This is a genomic window from Ruegeria sp. AH7 (assembly GCF_056541325.1).
In genome coordinates, this window is sequence record NZ_JBQFYF010000001.1 from 741,013 (window position 1) to 767,718 (window position 26,706).

Below are 26,706 nucleotides of genomic sequence, written 5' to 3' on the forward strand. Positions count from 1 at the left end.
CTTGGATAACGCGCAGCTGCTGATCAGCGGGCTGGCGAACGGGTGTGTGTATGGCCTGATCGCGCTTGGTTTTGTTCTGATCTACAAGGCGACCGAAGCCGTAAACTTCGCCCAGGGCGATTTCATGATGCTGGGGGCCTTTGTCACCATTGGCCTGACGAATACCGAATATATGGGATTACCCTTCTGGATGGCGCTGCCGATCTCACTCGGGATCATGGGGGCGCTAGGGTATCTGCTGGATCGGCTGATCATCCGCCGCATGTTTGGGGAAAGCCAGACCGCCGTTGTGATCCTGACCATTGCTTTGGGCTTTGTGATCCGCTTTGTCGCCGGGCTGATCTGGGGGCATGAACCTCATACCCTGCAAAACCCGCTGGCGGGGAAAGAAGTTCGTTTTGGCGGGCTTGTACTGGGGATGGAGGATGTGGCCGTCATCGTCGTAACCATCCTGCTGACCTGGGGGCTTTACGTGTTTTTCAGCAAAACCAAGCTTGGGTTGGCAATGCAGGGTGCCTCGCAGAACCAGTTGGCGGCCTACTATATGGGCGTTCCGGTCAAGCGCGTGCAGGGCTTCATCTGGGCGCTTGCCGGAGTTGTTGCAGGGATTGCGGGCATTCTCTTCGCTGCCAAAGGATCAGTGGACCCAACCACCGGCCTGCTGGGGATCAAAGCCTTCGCCGCAGCCGTGATCGGAGGGTTCGGCAGCCTGCCCGGCGCACTTGCGGGCGGGTTGATCGTCGGCGTGATCGAACCCTTTGCCAGCCGCTATATCGCTGCTGGCTACAGCCAGATCGCCCCCTATGCGCTGCTGCTGGCCGTGCTGATTTTCCGACCGAATGGCCTGTTTAGCCAGGTTCGGGTCAAGAAGGTCTGAGCCATGCGTATCGTTTTCAAAACCGATTACATGCAGGATATCCGCCCTTGGAAAGACAGCTATCAGCTGAGCCTCTATCTGATCTTGCTTGTTGTCGTCGCAGCGGCCCCATGGTGGCTTGATGATTTCTATCTGGGTGAACTGACCAACGTTCTAATTTGGGCTATCGCTGGTTTGGGCCTAATGATCCTGACCGGCCACACCGGTCAGGTCAGCCTGGGCCACGCTGCGTTTCTAGCGTTTGGCTGCTATGTCAACGTGATCCTGATCGAAGCGGGGGTGCCCTTTTTGATCGCCTTCCCGCTTGCCGGTGTGTTGACCGGCATAGCGGGAGTAACCGTCGCCATCCCTGCCCTGCGCCTGCATGGCATTTACCTCGCGATCTTCACGATGGCGCTGTCGATCCTGATGGATGACGTGATTGTTCTAAGCGAACCTTTGACCGGCGGCGTGGCGGGCAAGTTCATAGGTGGCGTCGATATCTTCGGGCTGAGCGTGGATCGTTGGGGTACGCCCGCACCGTTCTTTTGGCTGGTGCTAAGCGTCGCCGTGCTGGTTACGCTGGGTTATATCAACCTGCTGCGCGCGCCATTGGGGCGCAGCTTCATCGCAGTGCGGGATTCCGAAGTTTCCGCGCAAGCCATGGGCGTGGATATCGCGCGCACTAAGATGATCTCTTTCGCGCTGTCTTGCGCGGTGACCGGCTGGGCGGGTGCGCTGATGGGCATGTTCTCCGGGGCGTTTAACAACGAGACCTTCTCTGTCCTGATTTCGATCCAGCTGCTGATGATGATCGTGATCGGCGGGTTGGGCTCGATCCATGGCGCGTTTCTGGGGGCCATCGGAATTGGCTTCCTGCCGCAATTCCTGTCAATCTCAAAGGAATACGTCGGTGCGGTCTTCGGCGGCAACACGGTCGCCATTCCAGGACTCGAATTCGGCATCTTCGGTATGATCCTGATCGCCTTCATCCTGTTCGAACCCTTGGGCATGTATGGCCGCTGGCTGAAAATCCGCACCTGGTTCGAGCTGTTCCCGTTCTACCGCAAAGACATGTTCAAACGGCAGAAATCCTATCTCAAGACAGAGCGTCTGAGATGAGCCTGCTTGAGTTTGAAAATGTCACCCTGAAATTCGGCGGTGTCACGGCGGTCGATAGTCTTTCCTTCGAGGTTGAAGAAGGCGAAGTTTTTGCCATCGTCGGCCCCAATGGCGCGGGCAAGTCGACGGTATTCAACCTGATCTCACGCTTCTACGACCCTGTCGCGGGCTCGATCCGGTTTGACGGTCATGATCTGTTGCGGGTGAAACCTTCTGGCGTGGCCGCCTTTGGCGTGGCGCGGACCTTTCAGAATATCGAGCTGTTCGAACATGCCACGGTGCTGCAAAACCTGCTGGTCGGTCGGCACCGGCATCGCAAAACCAACCTTCTGTCCGAGGTTTTGTTTCTGCCCTCTGCCCGCAGGCAAGAGCTGGAAAACCGCGAGAAGGTCGAACAGATCATCGACTTCCTTGATCTGCAGGCTTACCGCGACAAGATGATCTCGGGCCTGCCCTATGGGGTTCGAAAAGTGGTCGAGGTCGCCCGTGCGCTGGCCACCGATCCCAAACTGCTGCTGCTGGACGAACCGGCCTCAGGCCTGTCGGTCGAGGAAACCACCGATATGCGCTGGTGGATCGATGACATCCGGCGGCAGATGGAGATCACCGTTTTGATGGTCGAACATGACATGGGGCTGGTCTCGGGTGTGTCCGACCGGGTTCTGGCGATGGCGGATGGGGCCAAACTGGCCCTTGGAACACCCGCCGAGGTGCAATCTCACCCCGCCGTGGTCGAGGCCTATCTGGGGAAAGCCTCATGAGTGAGCCGATCCTGAAAATCCGCAATATCGAAAGCTTTTATGGCCCGATCATGGCCATTCGCGGTGTCTCGCTCGATGTGTATCCCGGTCAGATCGTCTCGATCCTTGGGGCCAATGGCGCGGGCAAAACCACGCTGATGAAAACGGTTTCGGGTGTCATGGACCCCGAAAAAGGCAAAATCACCTTCGACGGGCAGGATATTCAGGGATCTGAGCCTCATAAGGTCGTGCAACAGGGTATCGTGCATGTCCCCGAAGGACGCGAAGTGTTTCCCCTGCTGACCGTCAATGAAAACCTCAGCCTTGGAGCCTACACCGCCAAGGACAAAGCCCAGATCGAACAAGACCGCGAGATGGTGTTCAGCTACTTCCCGGTCCTGAAAGACCGGCGCGAGCAAGAGGCTGGAACGCTTTCGGGCGGCCAACAACAAATGCTGGCGATCGGCCGGGGGCTGATGGCCAGCCCCAAGATCATGCTGCTGGACGAACCTTCGCTCGGCTTGTCGCCGCTGTTGGTTCAGGAAATCTTTGGCATTCTGAAACGTCTGAACGAAGAGCAGAAGATGACAATGATGCTGGTTGAACAGAACGCTCACGCCGCGTTGGAATTGGCCCATCATGGTTATGTGATGGAGGTTGGGCGGATCGTCATGGACGGTGCTGCTGACAAGCTTTTACAATCCGAGGACATCCAGAACTTCTATCTGGGCGTGCAGGAAGAAGGTGCGCGGGAAAACCGCCGCTGGAAACGCAAAAAGACGTGGAGGTGACGCGGATGGACAGCACGCCTCTGCCCCCTCAGATCGACATCAACGGTGTCCGGTTCAACGCGACTGCAGGTCAACGGCCCGTTCGTGTAGACGGGGCTATCACGATTTCGGAACTGTTTCAGAACCGCTGCGCTGATCTGGGAGATCGCACGGCGCATCGGGAAAAAGATCTGGGGATCTGGAGATCCTACTCATGGACCGATTATTGGCAGCACGCCAAATGGATCGGGCTTGGCTTGCGTAAGTTAGGGCTTGAGCGCGGTCAGGTCGTCTCGATCCTGTCCGAGGACCGCAAGGAATGGGCCTGGTTCGATATGGGCATTCAATGTGTCGGCGGGATTTCATCCGGCATCTATACGACCGATGCGGCCAGCCAAGTACAATATCTGATCAACGACAGCACCAGCCGCTTTCTGATTGTTGAAAACGAAGAGCAACTGGACAAGTTTCTTGAGGTCGAAGACGTGGTTCCTGACCTTCAAATGGTGATCATCCTTGAAGATGAAGGTTTGCATGACCTCGACCATCCGCGCTGCATGATGATCGATCAGCTCTATGCCCTTGGTCAGCAGGTCGAGGCAGAGGACCCGGGCCGGTTCGAAGCTGAAATCGCTCAAGCCCGACCATCGGACACCGCCTTGCTGGTCTACACATCGGGCACAACGGGCCAGCCCAAGGGTGCGATGCTGAGCCATGAGAACATTCTGGCCGCCATGGAAAGTGGCGCGCGGGCCCTGCCTGCCAAGGCCAGCGATGAACAGCTGTGTTTCCTGCCGCTGTGTCATATTCTGGAGCGCGATGTTTCGGTCTATTTCCCTTTGGCCTCCAAATGCACGGTGAACTTCGCGGAAAGCCCGGAAACGGTGTTTGCGAACCTGCAAGAGGTCTCGCCCACCACCTTCACCGCCGTGCCGCGCGTGTGGGAGAAGATCTATGCTCAGGTCCAGATCATGTCACAGGACGCAACGCGCTTTGGGCGGGTTGCATTTGGTCTGGCGGTTAAGGCCGGTTTGGCGCGGGCTGAGTACCTGAGCAGAGGACAGCCTGTCCCGGCGGGTATTGCCGCCCAATTCTGGGTTTGGGATCATCTGGTCCTGCGCAACCTGCGGCGAATGCTGGGCATGGACAAGATGCGCCGAGGCGGGTCTGGTGCGGCCCCAATCTCGCCTGACCTGTTGAAATGGTACTGGGCGATTGGTGTACCGCTGGTCGAAGGGTTCGGCATGACCGAAACCGCGGGTCTGGCATCACTGAACACCACCGATGAGAACCGTATCGGAACCATCGGTCGCGCGGCAGAGGGTTGCGATATCCGGGTCTCGGACGAAGGTGAGTTGCAGATCAAAGGTCTGAACATCTTTCAAGGTTATTGGCGCAACAACGCCAAGACGGCTGAAAGCTTCACCGATGATGGATGGCTGCGCACAGGCGATGTCGGAACGATTGACGCGGATGGCTATGTCTCGATCACCGGTCGAATGAAGGACATCATCATCACGGCAGGCGGCAAGAACATCACCCCTGCCGAGATCGAAAGCCGGCTGAAGTTCAGCCACTATGTCTCGGACGCCGTGATTGTTGGCGATCAGCGCAAGTTTCTGACAGCGCTCATCATGATCGATCAGGAGAATGTCGAGAAATTCGCGCAGGACCGAAAGATCCCTTTCTCGAATTTTGCCTCGCTTTGCGCAGCACCTGAGATCAAAGAGCTGATCGGGGCCGAGGTCGCTTCGGTAAACGCGGATTTCGCCCGCGTCGAACAGGTCAAGGATTTCAGGCTGATCGACGTGTTGTTGACCGCCGAAGATGAAGAACTGACCGCGACGATGAAACTGAAACGCGGCGCCGTGGAAAAGAAACACGCACATCTGATTGAAGACATGTACACTTAACCAAAGCACGAAACGGGAGGAGAACTATGAGCAAGCTGATAAACCGGCTAACGGTCGCTGCGGCTTTGACAGCGTCAGCCACGATGGGTTGGGCACAAACGCAGGGTGTGACCGATGATGAGATCGTGATCGGTGCGGTCAATGACCTCAGCGGTATTTTCGCCGCCGTGGGCGTTCCGGCGACCAAGGGCGCGAATGTGGTCTTTGACCGGGTCAATGCGACAGGCGGCGTGCATGGTCGCACGATCCGCTATGTGGTCGAAGACAACGGCTATCAGATGCCGCGCGCGATGCAGGGCTATAACAAGCTGCTGAACCGCGACAAGGTATTCGCCATGCTGCAATCGCTGGGCACGCCCATGAACCTAGCCGGGTTTAAACTGCTGGACCCGAAAGGCATTCCCAACGTTGCCCCCCTGACCGCTGCACGGCAAATGCTGCAAGAGCCGGTCAGGAACAAGTTCACGTCGTTCTCAACCTATTACGACCAGGCGCGGGTTGGCGTGAAATACCTCGCCGGCGAGTTCGGGTCGCAGGCTGTTTGCACTATGTATCTGCCAACCGATTTTGGTGAAGAAATACTGGAAGGTAGCAAATCGGGCGCGGAAGAGGCAGGTATCTCATTTGCTTCGGAAACCACGCACAAACCGGATGAAACGGATTTTGTCGGCTCGTTGAGCAAACTTAAGGAAGATGGCTGTGACATCGTCACCATAGCGCTTGGGGTGCGTCAGGCTATCACCGTTGTTGGGACTGCCAAGAAGATGGGCCTGACGGATATGAAATTCCTGGGTACATCGGCCAGCTTCCTGACCGTTGTGGCACAGGTTCCGGGTGGTGTGACCGATGGGTTCTACGCCGCAGCATCCTGGCAGGACCTATGGGCGCGCGCGGATGAACCCGTCCCTGCCGCGTTTATCGAGGAATACAAGGCCGCAACGGGCGAAGATCCGGTTGGCTTTGCAATGCTGGGCTATTCCGCCGCTGAGATGATGGTCAAAGCGCTAGAGGCCGCCGGCCCAGACCTGACCCACGATAGCTTTATCGCCGCGATGGAATCGCTGGACTACACGGATGAGCTGGTCGGCAACCACATCTCGTACAGCGCGGATGATCATCAGGGCGCCGATACGGTCTTTGTGAATGTGGTGGAAAACGGAGCCTGGAACCTCGTCTACGAGGAGTAGGCCATCCAATGAAAGGGGCTGCGGCCCCTTTCGCACTCTCAGGCCCTAAGCAATTTCTTTAGTCTTTTCCGCAATTTCTGCGCTCTGGGCCGGGCATAGATCTGAGCTGGCGTCAGAGTTGCATACCCACCGTGATCGATGACGCGAAATCCCGTCTGGGCATTGACGATCAGAAACTGGTTGAACGGAAGCGTATAGATCGGAAGCCCCTGCGCCTCGCAGAAATAAATGGCATAGGGAAAAACCTCGCTGGGGCTGTATTCTTGGCTATGCTGCCAGATCGTCTTGGTGAAATCATCGCCGCCAATGAACCCATCCTTGCGGATCTTCGGTAGCATCGCATGAAGATCAATGGTGATCCCACGCAAGGTGTGATCGCCGTCGATATACGCCAAGTCCAGCGAGCGGTCTGGTATCTGCGACTGTGCGTTGCGTGTTGTGTCGCGAATTTCAGTCACCTTGTCCAGAAACGGGCTGACCCGTCTGAGCGCTTCGTTTCGGATTTCTTCGAACTCGATATCGGTTTTGTTGGCGGGTTTGTTCCAGTCCGGCAGATTCCGCCATGGATCGATCAGGGTATAGTGTTCAATTTGCGCGACCTGTGTCAGCAGGGTTTCGGCAAACTGGCCTTTCCAGACCCCAACCTCACAAACAGATCTACACTTCAGCCGCGAGATGAGATTGACCCACAATTGATGCCGGTCCTGACTGATCCCGATCGCCTGTTCAATAATTTCGTCAAGCTCTGCCGTGTCCATGGGTGCCTCGAACTACGCGACAACCTTAGGCCACCGCTTTGAAAGGAAACTACGGTCTTCTAACAGTCTGTACTCTTCGAGATCAGGTTTACACGAATTGGCAGCGCTGGTTTCAAAATTTGAGACAGGCAGCGCATTGTTGCCTATCAGCACAAAAAAAAGGGCGCCTGCGATTGCAGACGCCCGATTTGAAATCTGGAAGCAGTTGGTGATTAACGCTTCGAGAACTGGAACGAACGGCGGGCTTTGCGCTTACCGTATTTCTTACGTTCCACAACGCGGCTGTCGCGGGTCAAGAAGCCAGCGGCTTTCAGGGCGCCACGCAGGTTCGGATCATAAAGCTGCAGCGCTTTCGAGATGCCGTGCTTGACCGCACCGGCCTGACCGGTCAGGCCACCGCCTTTGACGGTTGCGACAACGTCAAACTCACCTTCTACACCGGCAACCTGGAACGGCTGGCGCAGGATCAGCTGCAGAACGGGACGTGCGAAGTACTTGTCCTGGTCCTTGCCGTTTACGGTGACTTTGCCGGAGCCCGGCTTGATCCAAACGCGGGCAACAGCGTCTTTACGCTTGCCGGTGGCGTAGGAGCGGCCCAGCTCGTCACGCACGGGTTCGCGCACGATGACTTCTTCGGCCACGGTTTCAACGCCTGCGACGGCGCTCAGCTCTTCGAGAGTATTGATCTGATCAGCCATCGGTCATTAGCTCCGGGTGTTTTTCTTGTTCATGGACTTCACGTCCAGAACTTCGGGCGCTTGCGCCTCGTGGGGATGCTCGGCACCGGCATAAACGCGCAGGTTGGTCATCTGCTGGCGCGCCAGACGGTTGCCCGGCAGCATGCGCTTGACCGCTTGGGTCACGACGCGCTCGGGGTGTGCACCCTCAAGGATCTGCTGCTTGGTGCGCGACTTGATGCCGCCCGGGTGGCCAGTGTGCCAGTAGAAGTTTTCTTCGCGCTTCTTGCCGGTCATCTGGATTTTGTCAGCGTTGATCACGATGACATTGTCGCCCATGTCCATGTTCGGGGTGAACGACGCTTTGTGCTTGCCACGCAGGCGCATGGCGACGATCGAGGCGAGACGGCCCAGAACAACGCCCTCGGCGTCGATCAGGATCCATTTCTTGTCGATGTCTGCAGGTGTTGCAGAAAAGGTTTTCATGGCAGGATAGTCCTGTTTGATGTGAAAGACCGCCCTAATACAGAGCGGCCCGAATTCGATGGACGGGTTTTATGGGGTGAAAGCATGCAGGTCAAGCGCGCAAAGATAGATTAACTTGTTAGATATCAATGCTTTAAAAAATAGGTATTATTTTACCCCATATTACTCCATACATCTTTCAGCAAAACCCAGCGCATCCACATCGTAGGACCATTCCCCAAGTCAAGTGATTGGTTATCCACGTGTCGTGCCCCTAGTTTTGCTGTCGCTTTTTGCGATCGAATATTGGAAGGGTCGATATGAAACCAGACTTGGTCCCAATCCTGAAAGGCATAATCAAGCATCAGCGCCTTTACCGCCCGATTACTGTCGCCGCCCCAATGATCCACAGTCAGAAAACTATACCCAATCGCGATCCCACCAGGAACCTCGGGGGGCTCGTAATACTTTGAACATCCCACAACCCGACCACCTACGTCGCGGATTATCACAGCACCTTCTGTCGAAAGCAGGAACTCAAAATACGGGCCAAAGACATCTCTTTTATGCCTCGTCGTTGCCGGGTGACCGGCCCAGATCACAGGGTCGCTAGCGGCAGCATAGAGCGGCTCGAAATCGGCTTCTGTCATTGGGTCAATTACAAACCCACCGCCGCGCAATTGGGGGATATGCATTAACCTATTCACCTTAGACCGAGATCTGTTCCGGTGGATTGTCCAGCAAAGACCGCAGGCGCATCATGGCGTCTTCAAATCGTTGCAGCGAGACATGCCCGTTCATGGCAATGCGCACCGCATTTGGTGCACGACCATCCCGCAAAGCGAATTCATCCGCAGACCGCAACTGTATCCCCTCTCGCTCAGACGCGCGGCTAAAGGCAGCGGCGCGCCAACCCGACGGCAGGTTCAACCAGACAAACGGAACATCGGGGGCCCAGTTCAGATCAAACCCACCCAGAGCGTTTACCGTGATGTGAACATATTCCGTCATCCTACTACGTACGTCTTGTGCAATCTGACGCGTTCTAGGGTCAGACAGAAGCAGGCGGGTTAACTCGGCCAAGGGCTGAGCCAAGCCAAAATACCCATATTCGGCAGACCGGCGCAAACCCACGCTGCGTTCACGCGGAGCGATGGCAAAGCCAACCCGCAGGGCTGGGGTCAGAATCTTCGAGATCGAAGACACGTGCCACCCACGCTCGGGCGCAAGGGCGCGGAAACTGGGTTCTTTGGCATCCCCCATTCGATAGCAATCATCCTCAACGATCTGGACATCAAATTTCCGCGCGATCTCAACGATTTCTTTGCGCCTTTCCAAAGGCGTGTGCGTTGCGGTTGGATTTTGAACTTCGGGTGACACGCACACCGCCTGCGCCGGGGTTTGGCGCAGAACATGTTCCATTGCGCCGGGATCGATACCCCATTTGTCCATTCTGATGCCGACCACCTCGGCGCGCATCAACTCACCGGCACGACGGAAACCGGCGTAAGACAGGTCCTCGACCAAAACGACCGGCTTGGGCCCTTGCAGGATGGTTTGAAACACCAGGCATAGCCCATTCTGCCCCCCATGGGTCAGGACAATGTCATCATCGTTCAGCGGGCCCAGCGGAAGATTCGACAGCCAATCAACCACAGCCTGTCGCATCGGCTGATACGCATCGCGTGTGGGGTAGTTCATGAATAATGCGGGATCGGATTGAGAGACTTTCTGCAAGCACTCTCGGATCAACGACACCTGCCCCATATCCACCAGCCTGGGGCTGAACAGGCTAACATGGTGGGTGTTCTGCGCCTCGGCCAGATGAAGTTGCCGGGACCAGACATCATCCAGAATCGGAGATTTTGGCGGGGCTACGAATGTACCACGTCCGACCTCGGCTTGTAGCAACCCCTCATCGGTGAGAATCGTATAGGCGCGTGCGACAGTGCCGGGTGTAATTTGCAATCGATACGCCAGTTCCCGCACCGGCGGCAGTTTGGTGCCGATATCTAAAGTTTTGTTATCAATAGCTTTTCGTATTGTGTCGGCAACCAGAGTATACTTTGGCCCCTTGGACTTTGGCAGCGTGCTTGGCCAAATTGTATCCATTACAATTCTTCCTTTGCGTTTGACACAATCTTGAATGTATCAAGTACACATATCGAACATCAATGCTTTGTGTCAATACAATTGGAAAGGAATACTCGGATGACACGCACAATGCACAACCCCGCCCTCTTGCTGCTGAACGACAGCCCCCGGTTGCCGCTGATCGCTGCGCTGGCCGTGCGGTTTGCGGCGGCGGTCACTCAATGGGAACGCCGTCGTCGCAGTCGCATTAACCTGAGCTATCTGGATGACAGGCTTCTTGAGGATGTTGGTCTGACCCCAATGCAGGCCAAACGTGAGGTAAGCCGCCATTTCTGGCAGCTCTGATTGATCCCCAGTCCCATTTTTTGGGACCTCTTCCTGGGCCGGGGTTTATCCCCGGCCTTTTTTATCCAAACTTGGCCGCAGCCGACCCCGCCGGTGGTAACGAATAGGTCATACTGGCCCGAGCAACCGGCTGATCTGAGCCTTCGGAGTAGATCAGCACATCCCCGACAGCCAGGCTGCGCCCAAGTTTCAGCAACCGACAAGTTGCAACCAGATCTTTGCCGCCTTCCGGTTTTCGCAGAAAATCCAGCGAACTGTTGGTGGTTACGGCAAGCGACTGGCGACCTTTGCGCGCCAGAACCATCGCGTAAACACAGACATCTGCCAGCCCGAACATCGAAGGCCCAGACACTGTTCCACCGGGGCGCAAGTGACGATCTGCCACAACAAGGCGCATGGTGATGCTGTCTTCATCCAGCGCCTCGACCACGAAGTCCTTATGGACCTGTGGGAATACCTCGGCCAGGTATTGTGACAGTTCGTCTTTGTTCAGCGCCAATCCCATGCTTCCCCTCCTGTATCTTGCGCCCTAGAGTTGGCCCAACAGCCAGCAGGAGGGCAAGATGGCAATTTTGGAACGTAACGACACTGGCGCGGTCGCGCAGCTTCGATTGAATGCGCCGGATCGGTTGAACGCCCTGAGCGATGAGATGCTGGCGGCCCTGCAAGCTGAGTTCGACAAACTGCGCGAGGACAGATCGATCCGCGCCATTACCCTGTCGGGTGCGGGCAAAGCCTTCTGCGCCGGGCATGATCTGAAACAGATGACAGCAGGCCGGCAATCCGAGGATGGCGGCAAAGCTTACTTTCAGGATCTGTTCAATCGCTGTGCCAAGATGATGATGTCAATCCAGTCCCTCCCGCAGCCCGTTGTCGCGCAAGTGCACGGCATTGCGACAGCGGCGGGATGTCAGTTAGTGGCGACCTGCGATCTGGCCGTTGCGGCTGAAGGCACACGTTTTGGTGTGAATGGTGTGAATATTGGGCTGTTCTGTTCGACGCCCATGGTCGCACTTAGCCGCAACATCCCCAGAAAACTGGCCTTTGAGATGCTGACAACTGGTGATTTCATCACCGCCGAACGCGCAGCGGAACTCGGCTTGGTCAATCGCGTGGTGCCTGAAATGCTGCTGGAACACGAGACAATCTCGCTTGCAGAGCAGCTGGCCAGCAAGTTGGGAAGTGCGGTGAAAATCGGGAAAGAAGCGTTTTATCAACAGCTTCAGATGCCACTGGATCAGGCCTATTCCTATACCGGAGAGGTAATGGCGCAGAATATGCTGCATCGGGATACAGAAGAAGGCATTTCCGCCTTTATCGAGAAACGCCCCCCGAATTGGACCCAATAACGCAATTGTGGGGTATATTTTTTGCCACTGTTTTCATTTTTGCACTTTTCAAAAGGGCAGCACTGTGGCAAAGCTGAGACGAGGCTAAGGCCTCGGACATACTTTTGGGTCGCCGTGGGCGGAAGGTCCCTCCAAGCTGGTTTCTCTCACCGGCGTTGACATTCCCGCAGCGGCGACCCCAAGACCTCCCGTAAAATCAGCGCTACATTCCTACGGGTGAGTTGCGTCCACTTGCCCCCTGCCCTATGTGGCAGCGCATGACACAAGTTTTGCATATCGTGGGCGGCGGCATGGCCGGGTCCGAGGCCGCATGGCAAGCCGCAGAGATGGGCGTGGATGTAGTTATCCATGAAATGCGCCCCACTATCGGCACCTTTGCGCACCAGACAGGCAACCTTGCCGAAATGGTGTGCTCAAACTCTTTTCGCTCTGACGATGATGAACAAAACGCCGTTGGTTTGCTGCATTGGGAGATGCGCGCCGCGAACGGGCTGATCATGACCACGGCTGATGCGCACCGCCTGCCCGCTGGTGGTGCGCTGGCGGTTGATCGCGATCCGTTTGCCGAAGACGTCACCGCCAAGCTACGCGCCCATCCCCGCGTGAGCGTCACCGATGAAGAGGTCACGACGCTGCCTGATGATGGGCATTGGATCTTTGCCACGGGTCCTTTGACCTCGCCGGCTCTGGGTAAAGCGATCCAGGCTGAAACCGGGGCTGAGGCGCTGGCCTTCTTCGATGCGATCGCGCCGATTGTCTATGCCGACAGTATCGACATGAGCCAGGCCTGGATGCAGTCTCGCTATGACAAAGGCGAGACCGAGGAAGAGCGGACGGCTTATCTGAACTGCCCCATGGACCGCGATCAGTACGAAGCCTTTATCGATGCCCTGCTGGCCGCCGACAAAACCGAGTTCCACGAAGGCGAAACCGCGGGCTATTTCGACGGCTGCCTACCCATCGAGGTGATGTCGGAACGCGGACGCGAAACCCTTCGCCACGGCCCGATGAAGCCCGTTGGCCTGACCAACCCACATCAGCCGGATGTAAAACCGCATGCCGTTGTGCAATTGCGCCGCGATAATGCCCTGGGCACGCTGTTCAATATTGTGGGCTTCCAGACCAAGATGAAATACGGCGCCCAGACCGAGGTGTTCCGCATGATCCCTGGCCTGGAAAACTCCAGCTTTGCGCGTCTGGGTGGTATCCATCGGAACACGTTCATCAACTCGCCTACCCTTTTGGACGGGCAGATGCGTTTGAAATCGAAACCGAACATCCGCTTTGCCGGTCAGATCACCGGAGTCGAAGGCTATGTTGAAAGCGCTGCGATGGGTCTGCTGGCCGGGCGACTGGCCGCAGCAGAAATTCTGGGGCACTCGCTGCCCGAGGTGCCGCAAGACAGTGCGATGGGTGCTTTGATCCACCACATCACGGGCGGGGCTGAGGCAAAGACCTTTCAGCCGATGAATGTGAATTTCGGCCTGTTCCGTCCGGTCGACGGCCTGAAAGGCGGTCGTCGGGGACGCAAGGACCGTTACAAAGCCTACACAGATCGCGCCAAAACGGAATGGAACAACTGGTTAGCCGCTTGCTGACTGGACGAAGCGTAGAGGTTCAGCCTACCATCGGCATATGAGCGACGAATTCTTCAAAAGCACCTACGATCTGGAAACCCCCGAACAGACTGAGGCCCACTACCAAAAATGGGCCGCAACTTATGAGGCCGAAGTGGCCGAGCAAGGTTATGCTACACCGGATCGCGTGGCTCAGGCGCTCTGGTCGCAAAAGCCCGAATCTCAGATGCCGGTTCTGGACTATGGTTGCGGCACCGGTCTGTCAGGGGTCGCGTTGCGAAATGCCGGTTTCGCAGTCATCGACGGCATGGATCCAACCATCAATATGCTGGCAGTTGCAAAAACCAAAGGCGTCTACAGAACACTGTCCAGTTTTGAGATCACCGATCCTGCGCCGCTTACCAGTGACGCCTATACCGCGATCACGGCAATCGGTGTCATCGGAGCGGGTGCAGCCCCGCCTGAAACGCTGGATATGCTGATGCACGCGCTGCCCAAAGGTGGAATGCTGTCGTTTTCCTTCAACGATCACACACTTGCGGATCACACGTATACAGCGCGGCTGAACGACTGGTTGGATATGGGCGCTGCACGACTGTTGTTCCGTGAACACGGTCCTCATTTGCCGGGTCTGGACATGAACTCCGACGTGTATGTACTAGAAAAAACGTGACATTCACCACGCGCTTTGCGCCATCTCCGACGGGTCCTTTGCATCTGGGGCACGCCTATTCGGCGTTGCTGGCCCATGATATGGCGACGTCTGAAGACAGTGAATTCCTATTGCGTATCGAAGATATCGATCAATCCAGATCGCGCCCACACTGGGAAGAACAGATCTATGACGACCTCACATGGCTTGGCCTACGCTGGCCCAAACCCGTCATGCGTCAATCCGAGCGTCAGGCAATCTACGATGCAGCGCTGGATGAACTCTGGCGGCGTGGCTTTCTGTTCCCGTGCAGCTGCAACCGAAAAGATATTGCTGCAGCGGTCAGCGCCCCGCAGGAAGGCGCACCGCTATTGGGCCCTGATGGCGTGATCTATCCGGGCACATGTCGGCACCGCGTACCAAAATCAGAAGATACACCCCGCCCACAAAACGAAGCGCTGCGCCTGGATATGCCCAAAGCGGCGCAACACGTTTTTCACAGTGACGCCTTAGCCGGACAGTTCACCGAACATGGCACAGGCCCCAAGGGCGAAACCGGAACGGTCAAGTTTACGCCGGAAGAGTTGATCACAACGATCGGTGACGTTGTCCTCGCCCGCCGAGGCATGGGGACGTCGTACCATCTGTCCGTCGTTCTGGATGATGCAGCACAGGGCATCACGCGGGTTGTGCGCGGTCAGGATCTGTTTGACGCCACGCGCATCCATGTCCTGCTACAGGCCCTTCTGGAGCTGCCAGTCCCCGAATACTTCCACCACGATTTGATCCGTGACGACGCAGGCAAGCGCTTGGCGAAACGAGACGATGCCCGTGCGATATCGAAATACCGATCCGACGGTGCAAGCCCCGAAGACATCCGTGCGATGGTTGGTCTTTGACCACGCTGATTAGAACCAGGAATACGCTCACCCAAGGCAGACCGCCCTGGCCGTTCACTCCATAGGTTTCATCAACTCGGTCTCATCCCCGTCCCGGATGGCGGTATAGAAACAGCTGCGCCGGTTCGTGTGACAGGCAGGACCTTTCTGATCGACCAGAACCAGCAGGCAATCCCGGTCACAATCAACGCGGAAATCGATCAACGCCTGCGTATGCCCCGAGGACTCACCTTTGATCCAGAAGGATTGCCGCGACCTTGACCAATAAGTTACCCGACCTGTTTCCAAGGTGCGCTCAATCGCCTGCGCGTTCATCCAAGCCATCATCAGGACCTCGCCCGATGCATGGTCTTGCGCGATGGCTGGAACCAGCCCTGCCTCGTTGAATTTCAAGGTTGCGGGGTCAAACACAATTGGATCAGACATCAGAAAAACCTTTTGCATCCCAAGGGCTGGCCACTATGTATGGGGAACACGCAACGAGGGAAAGCCATGAGTGGCGAAAACGATCTGATAAAGCTGTACTCGGCAAGAATTCTTGCGCTGGCCGCAGACATCCCCCATCTCGAACGGCTGGATAACCCCGATGCATCGGTGAAAAAGCGCTCACCTCTGTGCGGATCAACGGTATCCGTGGATGTAAAAATGCAGGATGGGTGCGTCAGTGCGTTTGGGCAGGATGTCAAAGCCTGCGCATTGGGTCAGGCTTCGGCTTCTATTGTGGGTGACGCGGTGATCGGCGCGACGCGCGCGCAGATCGAAACAGCGCGGGATCAGCTTGCAGCGATGTTGAAAAAGGACGGCCCGGTTCCGGATGCACCGTTTGACGGGCTTGAGGTTCTGATGCCGGCGCGCGAGTACAAAAACCGTCACGCCTCGATCTTGCTGTGTCTGGACGCCACGGCCGAAGCCATAGCACTTGCCGAACAGGCCAACTGCGCCTGAGCGTAGCTTTTCCACACTTTCCCGTCTAACCTCGCCAACAACTGGTTAGAGGGGTTCGATGTGGACAATTTACTAGAGCATTTTGTAACCCTATGGGTCGTGATCGACCCGATCGGTACGATCCCGGTTTTCATCGCAGTGACCGCAGGTCTTGCGGCATCGGCCCGCAGACGGGTCGCCATTCTGGCCGCAGTGATCAGCGCCGGGGTCCTGCTGTTCTTCCTGATCTTCGGCCAATTGCTGATCGAAGCGCTAGATATTGGGTTGAACTCGTTTCAGGTCGCTGGCGGCATCATCCTGTTCTTGTTCGCGCTGACCATGATCTTTGGTGAAAGCAAGCAGGATATCGAACAACGCGCAGCCGAAGATGACAAAGACGACAAAACCCATAAGCACAACCCAGCGATCTTTCCGTTGGCGGTGCCGTCACTCGCCTCGCCTGGCGCGATGCTAGCAATCGTCATTCTGACCGACAACAACCGCTACAGCGCAGCAGACCAGGGCATCACAGCCTTGGTCATGCTGTCTGTGCTCGTGATCGCATTTATTCTCATGTTGCTGGCCGAGCCGATCATTCGTCTGATCGGTCATTCCGGGGCTGCCATCATCAGTCGCGTGATGGGCATGATCCTGGCCTCAGTCGCCGTCAATTCGGTTTTATCGGCCATGCTGGAAATCATGAAAACTGGTCAGCTATAAAAAAACCGCCGCTCCTTCCGGGCGGAAAGGGCGGCGGCAGTCTATGCGTGTCTCGCGTGGGGTCCGGAACGCCGCGCGGGGCCGAGGCAAGGCCCCTTCAAGGGGTTTGGGACAGGCAGGTCACCCTTGATCGTAATGGGGATGACAGGCGCGGGTTGATCGGCACGAGATCGCAGGCAGAAAGGCTTAGAATCCAACGGGAAGGTGAAGGGCAACCATCAGCATGACAACCAAGGACGCAACCCCCGCGACATCCTGCAGGATGGTCGTGTGCGAACGGCTAAACGCGGTCTTGATCTGGGTCAGCATTGGGTCACCTCCGGTCGAAGATTTAATCCTTTGTTGACCTTTTGTTCTCATATTTCCTCAAGTCAGTAAAGAACTTTTTAAGAACATTTGTGAACTTTAGGAGATTATTTACTTAACCCACTGAAATCAAACGGATCGCTTGATCTTGCTTCATCAGCCATAACAGAACACGCGCGGCTTTCCCTCGGTCCGAGGTCAATTTCGGGTCCTTGTTCAGCAGCGCGCGGGCATCCGATTGCGCCACTGCCATTAACCCGGCCTGCCGTTCGAGATCGGCAATGCGAAACTTTGGCAATCCTGACTGCGCGGTCCCGATCAGGTCGCCCGCGCCGCGCATTTGCAGATCGGTTTCCGAGATACGAAAGCCATCCTCGGTTTCTCGTAGCACTTCTAATCGTTTGCGCCCCCCTTCGCTGAGCGGCGGTTGATACATCAACAAACAGGTTGACTCCGCATCACCTCGACCAACGCGTCCCCGCAATTGGTGTAATTGTGCCAGCCCGAAGATCTCGGCCCGTTCGATCACCATGATCGTGGCATTTGGCACGTTTACACCAACTTCGATGACGGTCGTGGCCACCAGAACTTTGGTGTCACCGCTCTGAAAAGCTGCCATGGCCGCGTCTTTCTCGGCTGGCGGCATCTGGCCGTGAACAAGACCGACAACTCCTTCACCTAGAATAGCACGCAGGCGTTTGAACCTTTCTTCTGCAGCGGTCAGGTCCGATACCTCAGATTCGTCCACCAAAGGACAGACCCAGTAACACTGCCGCCCCTCATCAATCGCACGACGTAAATGTGAGACAACCTCATCCATACGGTCCGTGCTGACAATGGCTGTCTTGATTGGCTTCCGACCAGGCGGCTTTTCATCCAGCACCGAGACATCCATGTCGCCATATTGCGCCAGTGCCAGACTGCGCGGAATCGGAGTGGCTGTCATCACCAGCACATCCGCACCCTGCCCCTTTTCTGACAATTCCATCCGCTGGCGCACGCCAAACCGGTGCTGTTCGTCAACGATGCCAAGACGCAGCGCGTGAAACTCCACATCGCTCTGGAACACCGCATGTGTGCCAACCAGAATCTGAATGTTCCCGGCCTTCAAAGCTGCCAGCTTCGCCCGCCTCTCGGCCCCTTTGTCGCGCCCTGTCAGGATTTCCAGCACCACGCCGGCTTCTTCAGCCAGCGGGCGCAATCCCTCCAGATGCTGCCGCGCCAAGATCTCTGTCGGGGCCATCATCACGCCCTGCCCGCCGGCTTCGACCGCAATCAGCAGCGCCATCAAGGCAACCAGCGTTTTCCCGGCACCGACATCGCCCTGCAACAGGCGGTTCATCCGCGCATCAGAGGCCATATCAGCAGAAATCTCTTCGATGGCGCGAGTCTGTGCACCGGTTGGACGATAAGGCAGGCTTCCCAAGACCTTCGATTGCAACGCTCCGGTTCCAACGCTGACGACACCCCGCGCTTTACGCTCGATCTGGCGCGCCAAAGCCAGCGTCAACTGATGGGCCAGAAGCTCATCATAGGCCAGACGCTCTCGTGCGGGTGAAAACGCCGCCACATCATCTGCGCCCTGTGGGTTATGGGCCGCCTCGACGGCCCCCTTCCAACCTGACCACTTCTGTCGTGCCACCTGGACCAGATCGATCCATTCCGCCAGGTCTGGCGCGCGCGCCAAAGCGCTGCGGGCGGCTTTGAAGGCCGTCTTTTGGGTGACGCCATGGGTCAGGTGATACACCGGTTCGAATTCCGGGATATCCTGTGCCTGCTCAACCGGCAGCATATGATCGGGATGGACCATCTGCGCCATACCATCAAACAGCTCCAATTTGCCCGAGATCACACGGCGCGATCCCTGCGGCAGCAGTTTTTTCAGATAATCGCCCCGCGCGTGAAAGAACACGAGTTGGAAATCGGCCTGACTGTCTTCGACATGAATCCGATACGCACCACCTTTATTGCGTGGTGGTCTGTGTACGCCAACGGTTACCTCAACTGTCAATGTCGCAGGTAGATCAACACCCTGAATGGTCTCACGCCTGCGCCGGTCGACCACCGCATAAGGCAAACCAAACAGTACATCTCGTGGGCTTTCGACCCCGCTTTGTGCCATGGCCTGTGCCGTTTTTGGGCCGACACCCTCCAGTGTTTCCAACCCGGCAAACAGCGGGAACAGCTGTTCGGGCCGTCCACTCATGCGCCGTCAATCAGCTGTAGCCAGCCATCCTCATCCAGTGTTTCGATCCCCAGCTCAGCTGCTTTCTTGGCCTTGGACCCGGCACCTGGACCAGCGACAAGCAGATCGGTTTTCTTGCTGACCGAACCAGAGACCTTGGCGCCCAATGCCTCAGCCCGGGCTTTGGCTTCGGCACGGGTCATCTTTTCCAGCGTTCCGGTGAAGACGACGGTTTTACCCGCAACCGGGCTGCCTGTTGTATCCGGGCGCTTTGCCTCCTCTACCTGCAACTGGGCAACAAGATCATCGATGCTGGCTCGTTCCGCTTCTTGTGCAAAGGCCGAAACCAGCGCGCGGGCCATGACTTCGCCCACTCCGTCGATACCCAGCAGATCCTCCCATTCTGGCCCTTCGAAAGCGGCCGCTGCGGTCACGGCGGATTCGAATTCGGCCCAACTGCCATAGTGAGTAGCAATCAGGTTCGACGCGGCCTCCCCCATGTGGCGAATGCCCAAAGCGAACAGCAAACGCCCGAACCCGATATTGCGTTTTTCATCTATTGCGGCCCACAGGTTGCCCGCACTTTGCGCGCCCCACCCTTTGCGGTTGGCCAGTTTGGTCAGATTGCCCGCATCGCGCTGTTGCAGCGTGAAGATGTCGACCGGCGTTTTGATCGGCAACTCGGGATCGTCATAGAACATCTCAATTTGCTTGGCACCCAGACCTTCGATGTCAAACGCCTTGCGCGAGACGAAATGCTTCAGTTTCTCAACAGCTTGCGCAGGGCAGATCAAGCCACCTGTGCAGCGCCGAACCGCATCGCCTTCTTCCCGGATTGCCTCGCTGCCGCATTCGGGGCATCGCGTTGGAAAATCGTAAGGCACTGCGTCATCTGGGCGTTTGGAGATGTCGACATCTGCGATCTTGGGGATCACATCGCCGGCGCGGTACACCTGTACCCAATCACCGACCCTAATATCCTTGCCATCGCGGATTTCACCGCCCTTGGCGTCACGGCCCGCGATATAATCTTCGTTATGCAATGTGGCGTTTGAGACAACGACGCCGCCCACCGTAACCGGATGCAATCGTGCAACCGGACTAAGCGCGCCGGTCCGACCAACCTGAATGTCAATTGCTTCAAGCCGAGTCCAGGCCAGTTCAGCAGGAAACTTGTGGGCAATCGCCCAGCGGGGCGTGGTTGACCGGAACCCCAATCGCGCCTGCAGCGCCAGATCGTTGACCTTGTAGACGACACCGTCGATATCATAGCCCAGCGTGGCGCGCTGTGCTTCGATTTGTCGGTACTGGGCCAACATTTCATCCGTGGTTTTGCATTCTTGAGTTAACTCATTCGTTGAGAAACCAAACGCATTTAAGCGGTCAATCGCGCCTTTCTGAGTATCAGAAAGCGGTTCTGACACCTCACCCCAAGCATAGGCGAAGAACCGGAGCGGCCGCGCGCGGGTGATTTCCGAATCCAACTGCCGCAACGACCCGGCCGCTGCATTTCTAGGGTTGGCAAAGGTCTTCCCGCCGCTTTCGGTTTGACGCTGATTGAGTGCGTCGAAATCTGCGTGCGACATGTAAACCTCACCCCGAACCTCGAGGATCGCGGGTGCGTTTTCGATGGTTTGGGGAATATCGGCCAGCGTTCGGGCATTGGCCGTGACATTCTCACCAACCTCCCCATCGCCGCGCGTTGCTGCCTGAATTAATTCACCGTCTTCATAGCGCAGCGAAAGGGACAGGCCATCGATCTTGGGTTCTGCGGTATAGGCGAGTGGTGTTGTGTCATCCAGCCCTAGGTATTTGCGGATCGACCGGTCAAAATCAGCCACATCCTCATCGTCGAACGCATTGCCCAGTGACATCATGCGCACGGCATGGGTGACCTTTGAAAACCCGTCTGCGGCCCGGGCGCCGACCTGATCACTAGGGCTGTTGGCGCGTTTGAGATGTGGGAATCGCGCCTCGATTTCGGCATTGCGCCGTTTCAGCGCATCGTATTCCGCGTCAGATATCTCGGGCGCATCTGCGCCGTGATACAGTTGATTGGCCTGCAAAAGCACCTTGGCCAGTTGAGCAAGTTCGGCCCGGGCCTGGTCTTCGGTCAGGTCTGCTGTTGGAATTGAATTGCCCATGGCCTCGCCCTGTCACGTCTTCTTGGACATCAGTGATAGGGCGAGGCCACGGCTAGGTCCAGACGTGCTGAGCCGTGAGTGTGGGTGCCGCCCTGGACCAACAGCGGCACAAGTGTTCGGATGTCAGGCGCCGACTGCGATACGGGTATCGTCCATGCTGTCGGATTGCGGATCACGCAGCACATAGCCGCGGCCCCAAACCGTTTCGATATAGTTGTCGCCACCGGTTGCATTGCTGAGTTTCTTGCGCAACTTGCAGATAAACACATCGATGATTTTCAGTTCTGGCTCATCCATGCCGCCATAAAGGTGGTTCAGGAACATCTCTTTTGTCAGGGTTGTGCCCTTACGCAGGCTCAACAGCTCCAGCATCTGATATTCCTTGCCAGTCAGGTGAACAGTCTGGCCATCAACCTCAACCGTCTTGGCATCCAGATTTACGGAGACGCGTCCGGTATGAATCACCGATTGTGAATGCCCTTTCGAACGCCGAATAATCGCATGGATACGGGCAACCAGTTCTTCACGATGGAACGGTTTGGTCAGATAATCATCTGCGCCAAATCCAAAGCCCTTTATCTTGCTTTCCGTATCGTCGGCCCCTGACAGGATCAGGATCGGAGTTTCCACCCGCGCGATCCGCAATTGGCGCAGTACTTCATGCCCGTTCATGTCCGGCAGGTTCAGGTCCAGCAAAATGAGATCGTAATCATAGAGTTTTGCCAGATCGATCCCTTCTTCCCCCAAATCCGTCGCATATACATTCAAGTTTGCATGCGTCAGCATCAATTCGATGCTTTTGGATGTGGTTGGATCATCCTCGACAAGAAGTATTCTCATTTCACTGCTCCAATTCAGGTCATAAAACTTCAATTCAATTCAAACCTGATCAAAAATGGTTAATCTGACGTTACCGTTGAATCATTTATTCACTTTCATCTTTAGGTTGTCGATATTTTTTTAGGGCTGTTACTTTCAATGCCTCGATTCCGTGTTCGGCGACGGCAGATACCCATGTGTTGAACTCTTCATCGCTGATGCCATATCGTTTCTTGGCGTCCGACAGAGTGATCAGGCCGTAAAGAACGCCACGCACAACAATGATTTTGCGAGACGCGACCCAGCGTCGTGTGTCAGCGGGTGGAAGATCTGCGCGCGACAGAACCGAGCCATCCGGCAAGGTAACAGATCGCGGCCCTTCAACTTTGTGCAAATACATCTTTCTACCCTTTTCCTGCTGCGACAAAGCTGACATCAGCCTACTTAATGCCGCGTGAAACCGCCCCTTGAGAGTGTGTAGAATTTTCCTATATTCTGCCGGTCTTTCTTAATCCGAACGGAATCGCCATGGCCGTCGCCGCCGAGACCCAACTCAATTCGCTTGGCTTTGCCAAACCGCCCTCGGAAACGCGGGTGGTTGTTGCCATGTCCGGTGGTGTCGACAGCTCGGTCGTTGCTGCCTATCTGGCGGACCAAGGCTATGACGTGGTCGGTGTGACACTACAGCTTTATGACCATGGCGCGGCGCTGGCCAAAAAAGGCGCGTGCTGTGCCGGGATCGACATTCATGACGCGCGGCGCGTGGCCGAGGAGCGTGGTTTCCCGCATTACGTTCTGGACTATGAGAACATCTTCAAAGACGCGGTGATTGACGAATTCGCCGATAGCTATCTGGCAGGCGCGACCCCGGTGCCCTGTATCCGCTGCAATGAGCGGGTGAAATTCAAGGACCTGTTGGAAACCGCCAAAGATCTTGAAGCCGATTGCATGGCCACTGGGCACTATATTCAGCGCATGATGGGCCCTAATGGGCCTGAGCTGCACAGCGCCGAGGATGCGAACCGCGATCAGTCCTATTTCCTGTTCTCGACCACGCCCGAGCAGCTGGATTTCCTGCGCTTCCCTCTGGGGCACCTGCCTTCGAAGGATGCAACCCGCGAAATGGCGGCACAATATGGGCTGGCAGTGGCGGACAAACCCGACAGTCAGGACATCTGCTTCGTGCCCAATGGCGACTATGCCAGCGTGATCGAGAAACTGCGCCCGGGTGCTGCGGAACCGGGTGAGATCGTGCATGCCGATGGCCGCGTTCTGGCGCGGCACAATGGCGTCATTCACTATACGATCGGCCAACGCCGCGGCCTGGGCATTGGCGGCCTGAGTGAGCCGCTTTATGTGGTCAAGCTGGATGTGGACAAGAAACAGGTTGTCGTCGGCCCCAAAGAAATGCTGGCCACCCGAACTATTCCAGTGCGTGAAATCAACTGGTTGGGGGATGAGCCCTTCACCGCGCGCAGCGAATGGCATTTGTCGGTCAAGGTCCGTTCGACCCGTCCCCCGCGTGAAGCGATTATCCGCCCCCTGTCCGACACGACCGCCGAGGTGGAGTTGTTGACGCCCGAGGAAGGTATCTCTCCGGGTCAGGCCTGTGTGTTTTATGCGAATGAAGGCAGCCGCATCTTTGGCGGTGGCTGGATCTGGCGCGGGTACTAGATCGCGTCAGTCCATGAGTTACTGAGGATGTAGATCCCAGCGCAGATCATCACGTAAGGTACGAGCGTCTCAAGCCGTTGCGCCAATCCTCCGGTCATGATTGGTGCGCGAGCGCCCAAGAGTGCAAGCACACTCAGGGTGAGCGCCGCTGCTATGGCCCCAGCAACCCCGGCAAAGCGATAGCTTGGGGTGGAATCCGCCAAGAGCGGCGCGAGAACCGCAAACGTGTCCATCGACATACTGACAAACAGCAGCATGGTCACCAAGGTCGAAGCACCTGCAGATAAGCGCGCAGCCTGCTGCATCTCCTCCCCCCGGAATTGACGGAGTATTCCGATGATGCCAAGCCCCAAAGGGATCAATCCCAAATAGCCCGTCCAGTGCGGCACCACGTCATCGATCCCCAATGCCAGTAGGAAAGCGATGGTGATCACGATTATCTGCGCAAACAGGAACCCTGCAATGGCGCGACGTGGACCAGATACCATCATCAGCGCAACCAACGCGGCAAGATTGTCGAGATTGGTCAATATCTGCGCCGCAAAGGCCGAAGCAGCAAAGATCACATGATCCAGCATCACGCGTTCATTCTGTCCAAAACGGCCCTTGCTGCGCGCAGACCCGGTGCCTCGCCACCGCGCCCAAGACGCTCCATGGTTGTTGCCATGGCCCGGTTCTGAGCATCCGGTGCGCCGGCCACTTGCTTTAACGAATCCGCGATCTTCGTTGGATCACAATCCTCAAGCAGGCATTCGGGCACGGCATGGCTGTCCGAGACCAGATTAACCAGAGTGACCGTATCCAGCTTGACCATACGTTTGGCGATCTGCGTGGTCAGCCAGTTCAGATTATAGGCGATCACCATGGGCGTCGCCTGCGCTGCCAATTCTAACGAGACCGTACCCGAGGCTGCCAATGCCAGATCGGCGGCGGCAAAGGCCGCCCTTTTCTGCAACTGCGCCTCGTCCGAGGGCAGTTTACGCGGATCAACAACAACCGGCTGACCGGGCCAATCTGTGATGTGATCCGTAACGACATCAACCATATGCGCAACCGCCGGAACCACGACGCGGGTGTCGGTACGATCTTTCAGGAACTCGTCTAGTGCCGCACCGAAGATCGGGGCCAACCGTTCGACCTCACCCCGCCGAGAGCCGGGCAGAGCGAGCACGATTGGCGCATTGCCCAGATCATGATCCGCGCGAAATTTCTGGATGTCCTGATCAGAGGCAATCGGTTCGTTCGCCACGGGATGGCCAACGAAATCACATTCCATCCCCGCACGTTCCATATAGGGAGGCTCAAACGGCAGAAGGGCCAGAACGTGATCAATCACCTTGGCCATCTTATCCGCCCGCCCCGGACGCCAGGCCCAGACGCTTGGGGCCACGTAGTGTACGGTGCGAATATCGCTGGAGGCTTTGACGATCTTGGCCACACGCAATGAGAAGTCCGGACTGTCAATGGTGATCAGCACATCCGGCTGCGTGTCCAAAACCGCCTGCGCGGTTTCAGAGATCCGGCGCTTTAGGTGAAAGAACTTGGGTAGGACCTCGACAAGGCCCATAACGCTGAGCTCGGACATCGGGAACTGACTGTTCAGGCCCTGTGCCTCCATCAATGGCCCGCCAACCCCACTGAATTCAACGTTTGGAACAAGGGACTTCAACCCTTCCATCAGCGCACCGCCCAACCGGTCGCCCGAAGGTTCACCGGCGACCAGAAAGACGCGCATCAAACCGCCCTTTCGCGGACGAACAGGAACAGGCCCAGACGGTTGCACTCGGCGATCACCTGGTCGCGCTGCAACACCATGACGCCGCCCTTTTCGATGACAATACCGGTCAATCCGGCTGCCACGGCGCTGGCCACGGTTTCGGGGCCTATTGCAGGCAAATCCACCCGCCGATCCTGAGCTGGCTTTGGCGCTTTGAACAGAACGCCACCACCTGCATCCGGACGTTGGGTCAAGGATTGCAACATCCAGGCGGTGCCAAAAATGCTTTCGACAGCCAAAGCCTGCCCTTTGGCCACGGCGCAAGCCTGCCCGATATCGGCGCTGCCCATGGCACGTAGAATACCGGCCGCACGGTCTGCATCGACCAAATCGGCGTCAGATGGTTGCGCCTCGGTCAGGCAACCCACAGACGGCAATAAGTCCGGTGCTATCTCATGAGCGGCTTTGACCGACAGGCCCGCATCCTCAAAGATACCGATGACCGCGCGCAACGCCCCGTCGTCGCCAGAGGTCATCGCCTTTTGCAAGATCGGAACCAATGGCAAGGTCGCCGCATCAATGCGCGCGGGATCAACCCGCGGTCGCCGAACTGCCCCGGCCATGCAAAGCTCGGTCACACCGCGCACTTTCAACTCAGCAATAAAGCTGCCTAGCTGTTCGAGCGGAAACACGATGTCTGGTCCTAGCGTATCCGGCCCAAACCCTTCCATCGCGCAGATCAACGGGCGCTCTGGCAAAGCGGCGACGACCTCATCCGGCAAGACACCTGTGCCTGCGATCAATGCCAGCATG

The 26,706-nt window shown here is 56.9% G+C and carries 28 protein-coding genes and 1 pseudogene; 14 read left to right on the plus strand and 15 right to left on the minus strand.

Annotation, left to right across the window (positions count from 1 at the left end; all coding sequences use genetic code 11):
- Nucleotide 1: 1 nt before the first annotated feature.
- Genes ACR0JX_RS03765 through ACR0JX_RS03790 form a run of 6 tightly spaced genes read left to right on the plus strand, consistent with a single transcriptional unit; the run spans nucleotide 2 to nucleotide 6,588 of the window.
- Entirely contained in the window at nucleotides 2-877 is an 876-nt protein-coding gene (locus tag ACR0JX_RS03765; RefSeq protein WP_480541511.1) for a branched-chain amino acid ABC transporter permease, read from the plus strand.
- A gap of 3 nt (nucleotides 878-880) precedes the next feature.
- Complete coding sequence (locus ACR0JX_RS03770) at nucleotides 881-1,978, plus strand: branched-chain amino acid ABC transporter permease (protein WP_480541513.1); 1,098 nt, start codon at nucleotides 881-883, stop codon at nucleotides 1,976-1,978.
- Entirely contained in the window at nucleotides 1,975-2,739 is a 765-nt protein-coding gene (locus tag ACR0JX_RS03775) for an ABC transporter ATP-binding protein (RefSeq protein ID WP_480541515.1), read from the plus strand. Before ACR0JX_RS03770 ends, ACR0JX_RS03775 begins: the two co-directional genes overlap by 4 nt.
- Nucleotides 2,736-3,509, plus strand: a complete 774-nt coding sequence (locus ACR0JX_RS03780) for an ABC transporter ATP-binding protein (RefSeq protein ID WP_480541517.1) — start codon at nucleotides 2,736-2,738, stop codon at nucleotides 3,507-3,509. Before ACR0JX_RS03775 ends, ACR0JX_RS03780 begins: the two co-directional genes overlap by 4 nt.
- A gap of 5 nt (nucleotides 3,510-3,514) precedes the next feature.
- Nucleotides 3,515-5,401, plus strand: a complete 1,887-nt coding sequence (locus ACR0JX_RS03785) for an AMP-dependent synthetase/ligase (RefSeq protein WP_480541519.1) — start codon at nucleotides 3,515-3,517, stop codon at nucleotides 5,399-5,401.
- A gap of 26 nt (nucleotides 5,402-5,427) precedes the next feature.
- Nucleotides 5,428-6,588 (plus strand): ABC transporter substrate-binding protein, encoded by a 1,161-nt coding sequence (locus tag ACR0JX_RS03790; RefSeq protein ID WP_480541521.1) that lies wholly within the window; start codon nucleotides 5,428-5,430, stop codon nucleotides 6,586-6,588.
- A gap of 38 nt (nucleotides 6,589-6,626) precedes the next feature.
- Here ACR0JX_RS03790 and ACR0JX_RS03795 read toward each other — a convergent pair whose 3' ends face one another.
- From ACR0JX_RS03795 to ACR0JX_RS03815, 5 genes are all read right to left on the minus strand, one after another.
- Nucleotides 6,627-7,346 (minus strand): class I SAM-dependent methyltransferase, encoded by a 720-nt coding sequence (locus ACR0JX_RS03795; RefSeq protein WP_480541523.1) that lies wholly within the window; start codon nucleotides 7,344-7,346, stop codon nucleotides 6,627-6,629.
- Nucleotides 7,347-7,558: 212 nt separating this feature from the next.
- Nucleotides 7,559-8,044 carry a 30S ribosomal protein S9 gene (gene rpsI, locus ACR0JX_RS03800; RefSeq protein ID WP_010440030.1) on the minus strand — a complete coding sequence of 162 codons (486 nt, stop codon included), beginning with the start codon at nucleotides 8,042-8,044 and terminating at the stop codon, nucleotides 7,559-7,561.
- Between the two features lie 6 nt (nucleotides 8,045-8,050).
- Complete coding sequence (gene rplM / locus ACR0JX_RS03805) at nucleotides 8,051-8,509, minus strand: 50S ribosomal protein L13 (protein WP_039536983.1); 459 nt, start codon at nucleotides 8,507-8,509, stop codon at nucleotides 8,051-8,053.
- 152 nt (nucleotides 8,510-8,661) lie between these two features.
- Nucleotides 8,662-9,183, minus strand: coding sequence for a GNAT family N-acetyltransferase (locus ACR0JX_RS03810; protein ID WP_480541525.1), 522 nt, complete (start codon nucleotides 9,181-9,183; stop codon nucleotides 8,662-8,664).
- Nucleotides 9,184-9,196: 13 nt separating this feature from the next.
- Complete coding sequence (locus tag ACR0JX_RS03815; protein ID WP_480541527.1) at nucleotides 9,197-10,600, minus strand: aminotransferase-like domain-containing protein; 1,404 nt, start codon at nucleotides 10,598-10,600, stop codon at nucleotides 9,197-9,199.
- Between the two features lie 99 nt (nucleotides 10,601-10,699).
- Here ACR0JX_RS03815 and ACR0JX_RS03820 point away from each other — a divergent pair, with 99 nt between their 5' ends.
- Entirely contained in the window at nucleotides 10,700-10,927 is a 228-nt protein-coding gene (locus ACR0JX_RS03820) for a YjiS-like domain-containing protein (RefSeq protein ID WP_170536815.1), read from the plus strand.
- A 61-nt stretch (nucleotides 10,928-10,988) separates the two neighbouring features.
- On the opposite strand, the gene ACR0JX_RS03825 is transcribed toward ACR0JX_RS03820, so the two are convergent.
- The gene (locus ACR0JX_RS03825) at nucleotides 10,989-11,432 is read right to left on the minus strand and encodes a PaaI family thioesterase (protein ID WP_480541529.1); all 444 of its coding nucleotides are present in this window, start codon (nucleotides 11,430-11,432) and stop codon (nucleotides 10,989-10,991) included.
- 49 nt (nucleotides 11,433-11,481) lie between these two features.
- On the opposite strand from ACR0JX_RS03825, the pseudogene ACR0JX_RS03830 reads away from it, so the two are divergent.
- From ACR0JX_RS03830 to gluQRS, 4 genes and pseudogenes are all read left to right on the plus strand, one after another.
- Nucleotides 11,482-12,276: pseudogene (locus ACR0JX_RS03830) on the plus strand (enoyl-CoA hydratase); the annotation flags it as partial.
- A 257-nt stretch (nucleotides 12,277-12,533) separates the two neighbouring features.
- Complete coding sequence (gene trmFO / locus ACR0JX_RS03835; RefSeq protein WP_480541531.1) at nucleotides 12,534-13,874, plus strand: methylenetetrahydrofolate--tRNA-(uracil(54)-C(5))-methyltransferase (FADH(2)-oxidizing) TrmFO; 1,341 nt, start codon at nucleotides 12,534-12,536, stop codon at nucleotides 13,872-13,874.
- Between the two features lie 37 nt (nucleotides 13,875-13,911).
- Nucleotides 13,912-14,526 (plus strand): class I SAM-dependent DNA methyltransferase, encoded by a 615-nt coding sequence (locus tag ACR0JX_RS03840; protein WP_480541533.1) that lies wholly within the window; start codon nucleotides 13,912-13,914, stop codon nucleotides 14,524-14,526.
- A complete protein-coding gene (gluQRS, locus tag ACR0JX_RS03845) occupies nucleotides 14,523-15,404 on the plus strand; it encodes a tRNA glutamyl-Q(34) synthetase GluQRS (protein ID WP_480541535.1) in 882 nt (293 codons plus the stop codon). Before ACR0JX_RS03840 ends, gluQRS begins: the two co-directional genes overlap by 4 nt.
- Nucleotides 15,405-15,458: 54 nt before the next feature.
- On the opposite strand, the gene hisI is transcribed toward gluQRS, so the two are convergent.
- Entirely contained in the window at nucleotides 15,459-15,848 is a 390-nt protein-coding gene (gene hisI / locus ACR0JX_RS03850) for a phosphoribosyl-AMP cyclohydrolase (RefSeq protein WP_480541537.1), read from the minus strand.
- Between the two features lie 48 nt (nucleotides 15,849-15,896).
- On the opposite strand from hisI, the gene ACR0JX_RS03855 reads away from it, so the two are divergent.
- On the plus strand, nucleotides 15,897-16,349 hold the full coding sequence (locus ACR0JX_RS03855) for an iron-sulfur cluster assembly scaffold protein (protein WP_480541539.1): 453 nt from the start codon (nucleotides 15,897-15,899) through the stop codon (nucleotides 16,347-16,349).
- 60 nt (nucleotides 16,350-16,409) lie between these two features.
- A complete protein-coding gene (locus ACR0JX_RS03860; RefSeq protein ID WP_480541541.1) occupies nucleotides 16,410-17,048 on the plus strand; it encodes a MarC family protein in 639 nt (212 codons plus the stop codon).
- A 186-nt stretch (nucleotides 17,049-17,234) separates the two neighbouring features.
- On the opposite strand, the gene ACR0JX_RS03865 is transcribed toward ACR0JX_RS03860, so the two are convergent.
- The 5 genes from ACR0JX_RS03865 to sciP all read right to left on the minus strand — a co-directional run bounded on the left by ACR0JX_RS03865 (nucleotide 17,235) and on the right by sciP (nucleotide 22,902).
- On the minus strand, nucleotides 17,235-17,357 hold the full coding sequence (locus ACR0JX_RS03865) for a hypothetical protein (protein ID WP_353007504.1): 123 nt from the start codon (nucleotides 17,355-17,357) through the stop codon (nucleotides 17,235-17,237).
- 112 nt (nucleotides 17,358-17,469) lie between these two features.
- On the minus strand, nucleotides 17,470-19,560 hold the full coding sequence (recG, locus tag ACR0JX_RS03870; protein ID WP_480541543.1) for an ATP-dependent DNA helicase RecG: 2,091 nt from the start codon (nucleotides 19,558-19,560) through the stop codon (nucleotides 17,470-17,472).
- Nucleotides 19,557-21,683 carry an NAD-dependent DNA ligase LigA gene (gene ligA / locus ACR0JX_RS03875; RefSeq protein ID WP_480541545.1) on the minus strand — a complete coding sequence of 709 codons (2,127 nt, stop codon included), beginning with the start codon at nucleotides 21,681-21,683 and terminating at the stop codon, nucleotides 19,557-19,559. Before ligA ends, recG begins: the two co-directional genes overlap by 4 nt.
- Nucleotides 21,684-21,806: 123 nt before the next feature.
- Nucleotides 21,807-22,523 carry a response regulator transcription factor CtrA gene (gene ctrA, locus ACR0JX_RS03880; protein ID WP_480541547.1) on the minus strand — a complete coding sequence of 239 codons (717 nt, stop codon included), beginning with the start codon at nucleotides 22,521-22,523 and terminating at the stop codon, nucleotides 21,807-21,809.
- An 85-nt stretch (nucleotides 22,524-22,608) separates the two neighbouring features.
- Nucleotides 22,609-22,902, minus strand: coding sequence for a CtrA inhibitor SciP (gene sciP, locus ACR0JX_RS03885; RefSeq protein ID WP_480541548.1), 294 nt, complete (start codon nucleotides 22,900-22,902; stop codon nucleotides 22,609-22,611).
- Between the two features lie 128 nt (nucleotides 22,903-23,030).
- Here sciP and mnmA point away from each other — a divergent pair, with 128 nt between their 5' ends.
- Nucleotides 23,031-24,176, plus strand: a complete 1,146-nt coding sequence (gene mnmA / locus ACR0JX_RS03890; protein ID WP_480541550.1) for a tRNA 2-thiouridine(34) synthase MnmA — start codon at nucleotides 23,031-23,033, stop codon at nucleotides 24,174-24,176.
- On the opposite strand, the gene ACR0JX_RS03895 is transcribed toward mnmA, so the two are convergent.
- From ACR0JX_RS03895 to ACR0JX_RS03905, 3 genes are read right to left on the minus strand one after another with little or no spacing between them, the layout of a single operon-like run.
- Nucleotides 24,173-24,754: a cadmium resistance transporter gene (locus ACR0JX_RS03895; protein WP_480541552.1), complete on the minus strand. Its 582-nt coding sequence runs from the start codon at nucleotides 24,752-24,754 to the stop codon at nucleotides 24,173-24,175. The two genes, mnmA and ACR0JX_RS03895, sit on opposite strands and share 4 nt — an antisense overlap.
- Nucleotides 24,754-25,911, minus strand: a complete 1,158-nt coding sequence (gene lpxB, locus ACR0JX_RS03900) for a lipid-A-disaccharide synthase (RefSeq protein WP_480541554.1) — start codon at nucleotides 25,909-25,911, stop codon at nucleotides 24,754-24,756. Before lpxB ends, ACR0JX_RS03895 begins: the two co-directional genes overlap by 1 nt.
- Nucleotides 25,911-26,705, minus strand: coding sequence for an LpxI family protein (locus tag ACR0JX_RS03905; protein ID WP_480541556.1), 795 nt, complete (start codon nucleotides 26,703-26,705; stop codon nucleotides 25,911-25,913). Before ACR0JX_RS03905 ends, lpxB begins: the two co-directional genes overlap by 1 nt.
- Nucleotide 26,706 lies beyond the last annotated feature (1 nt).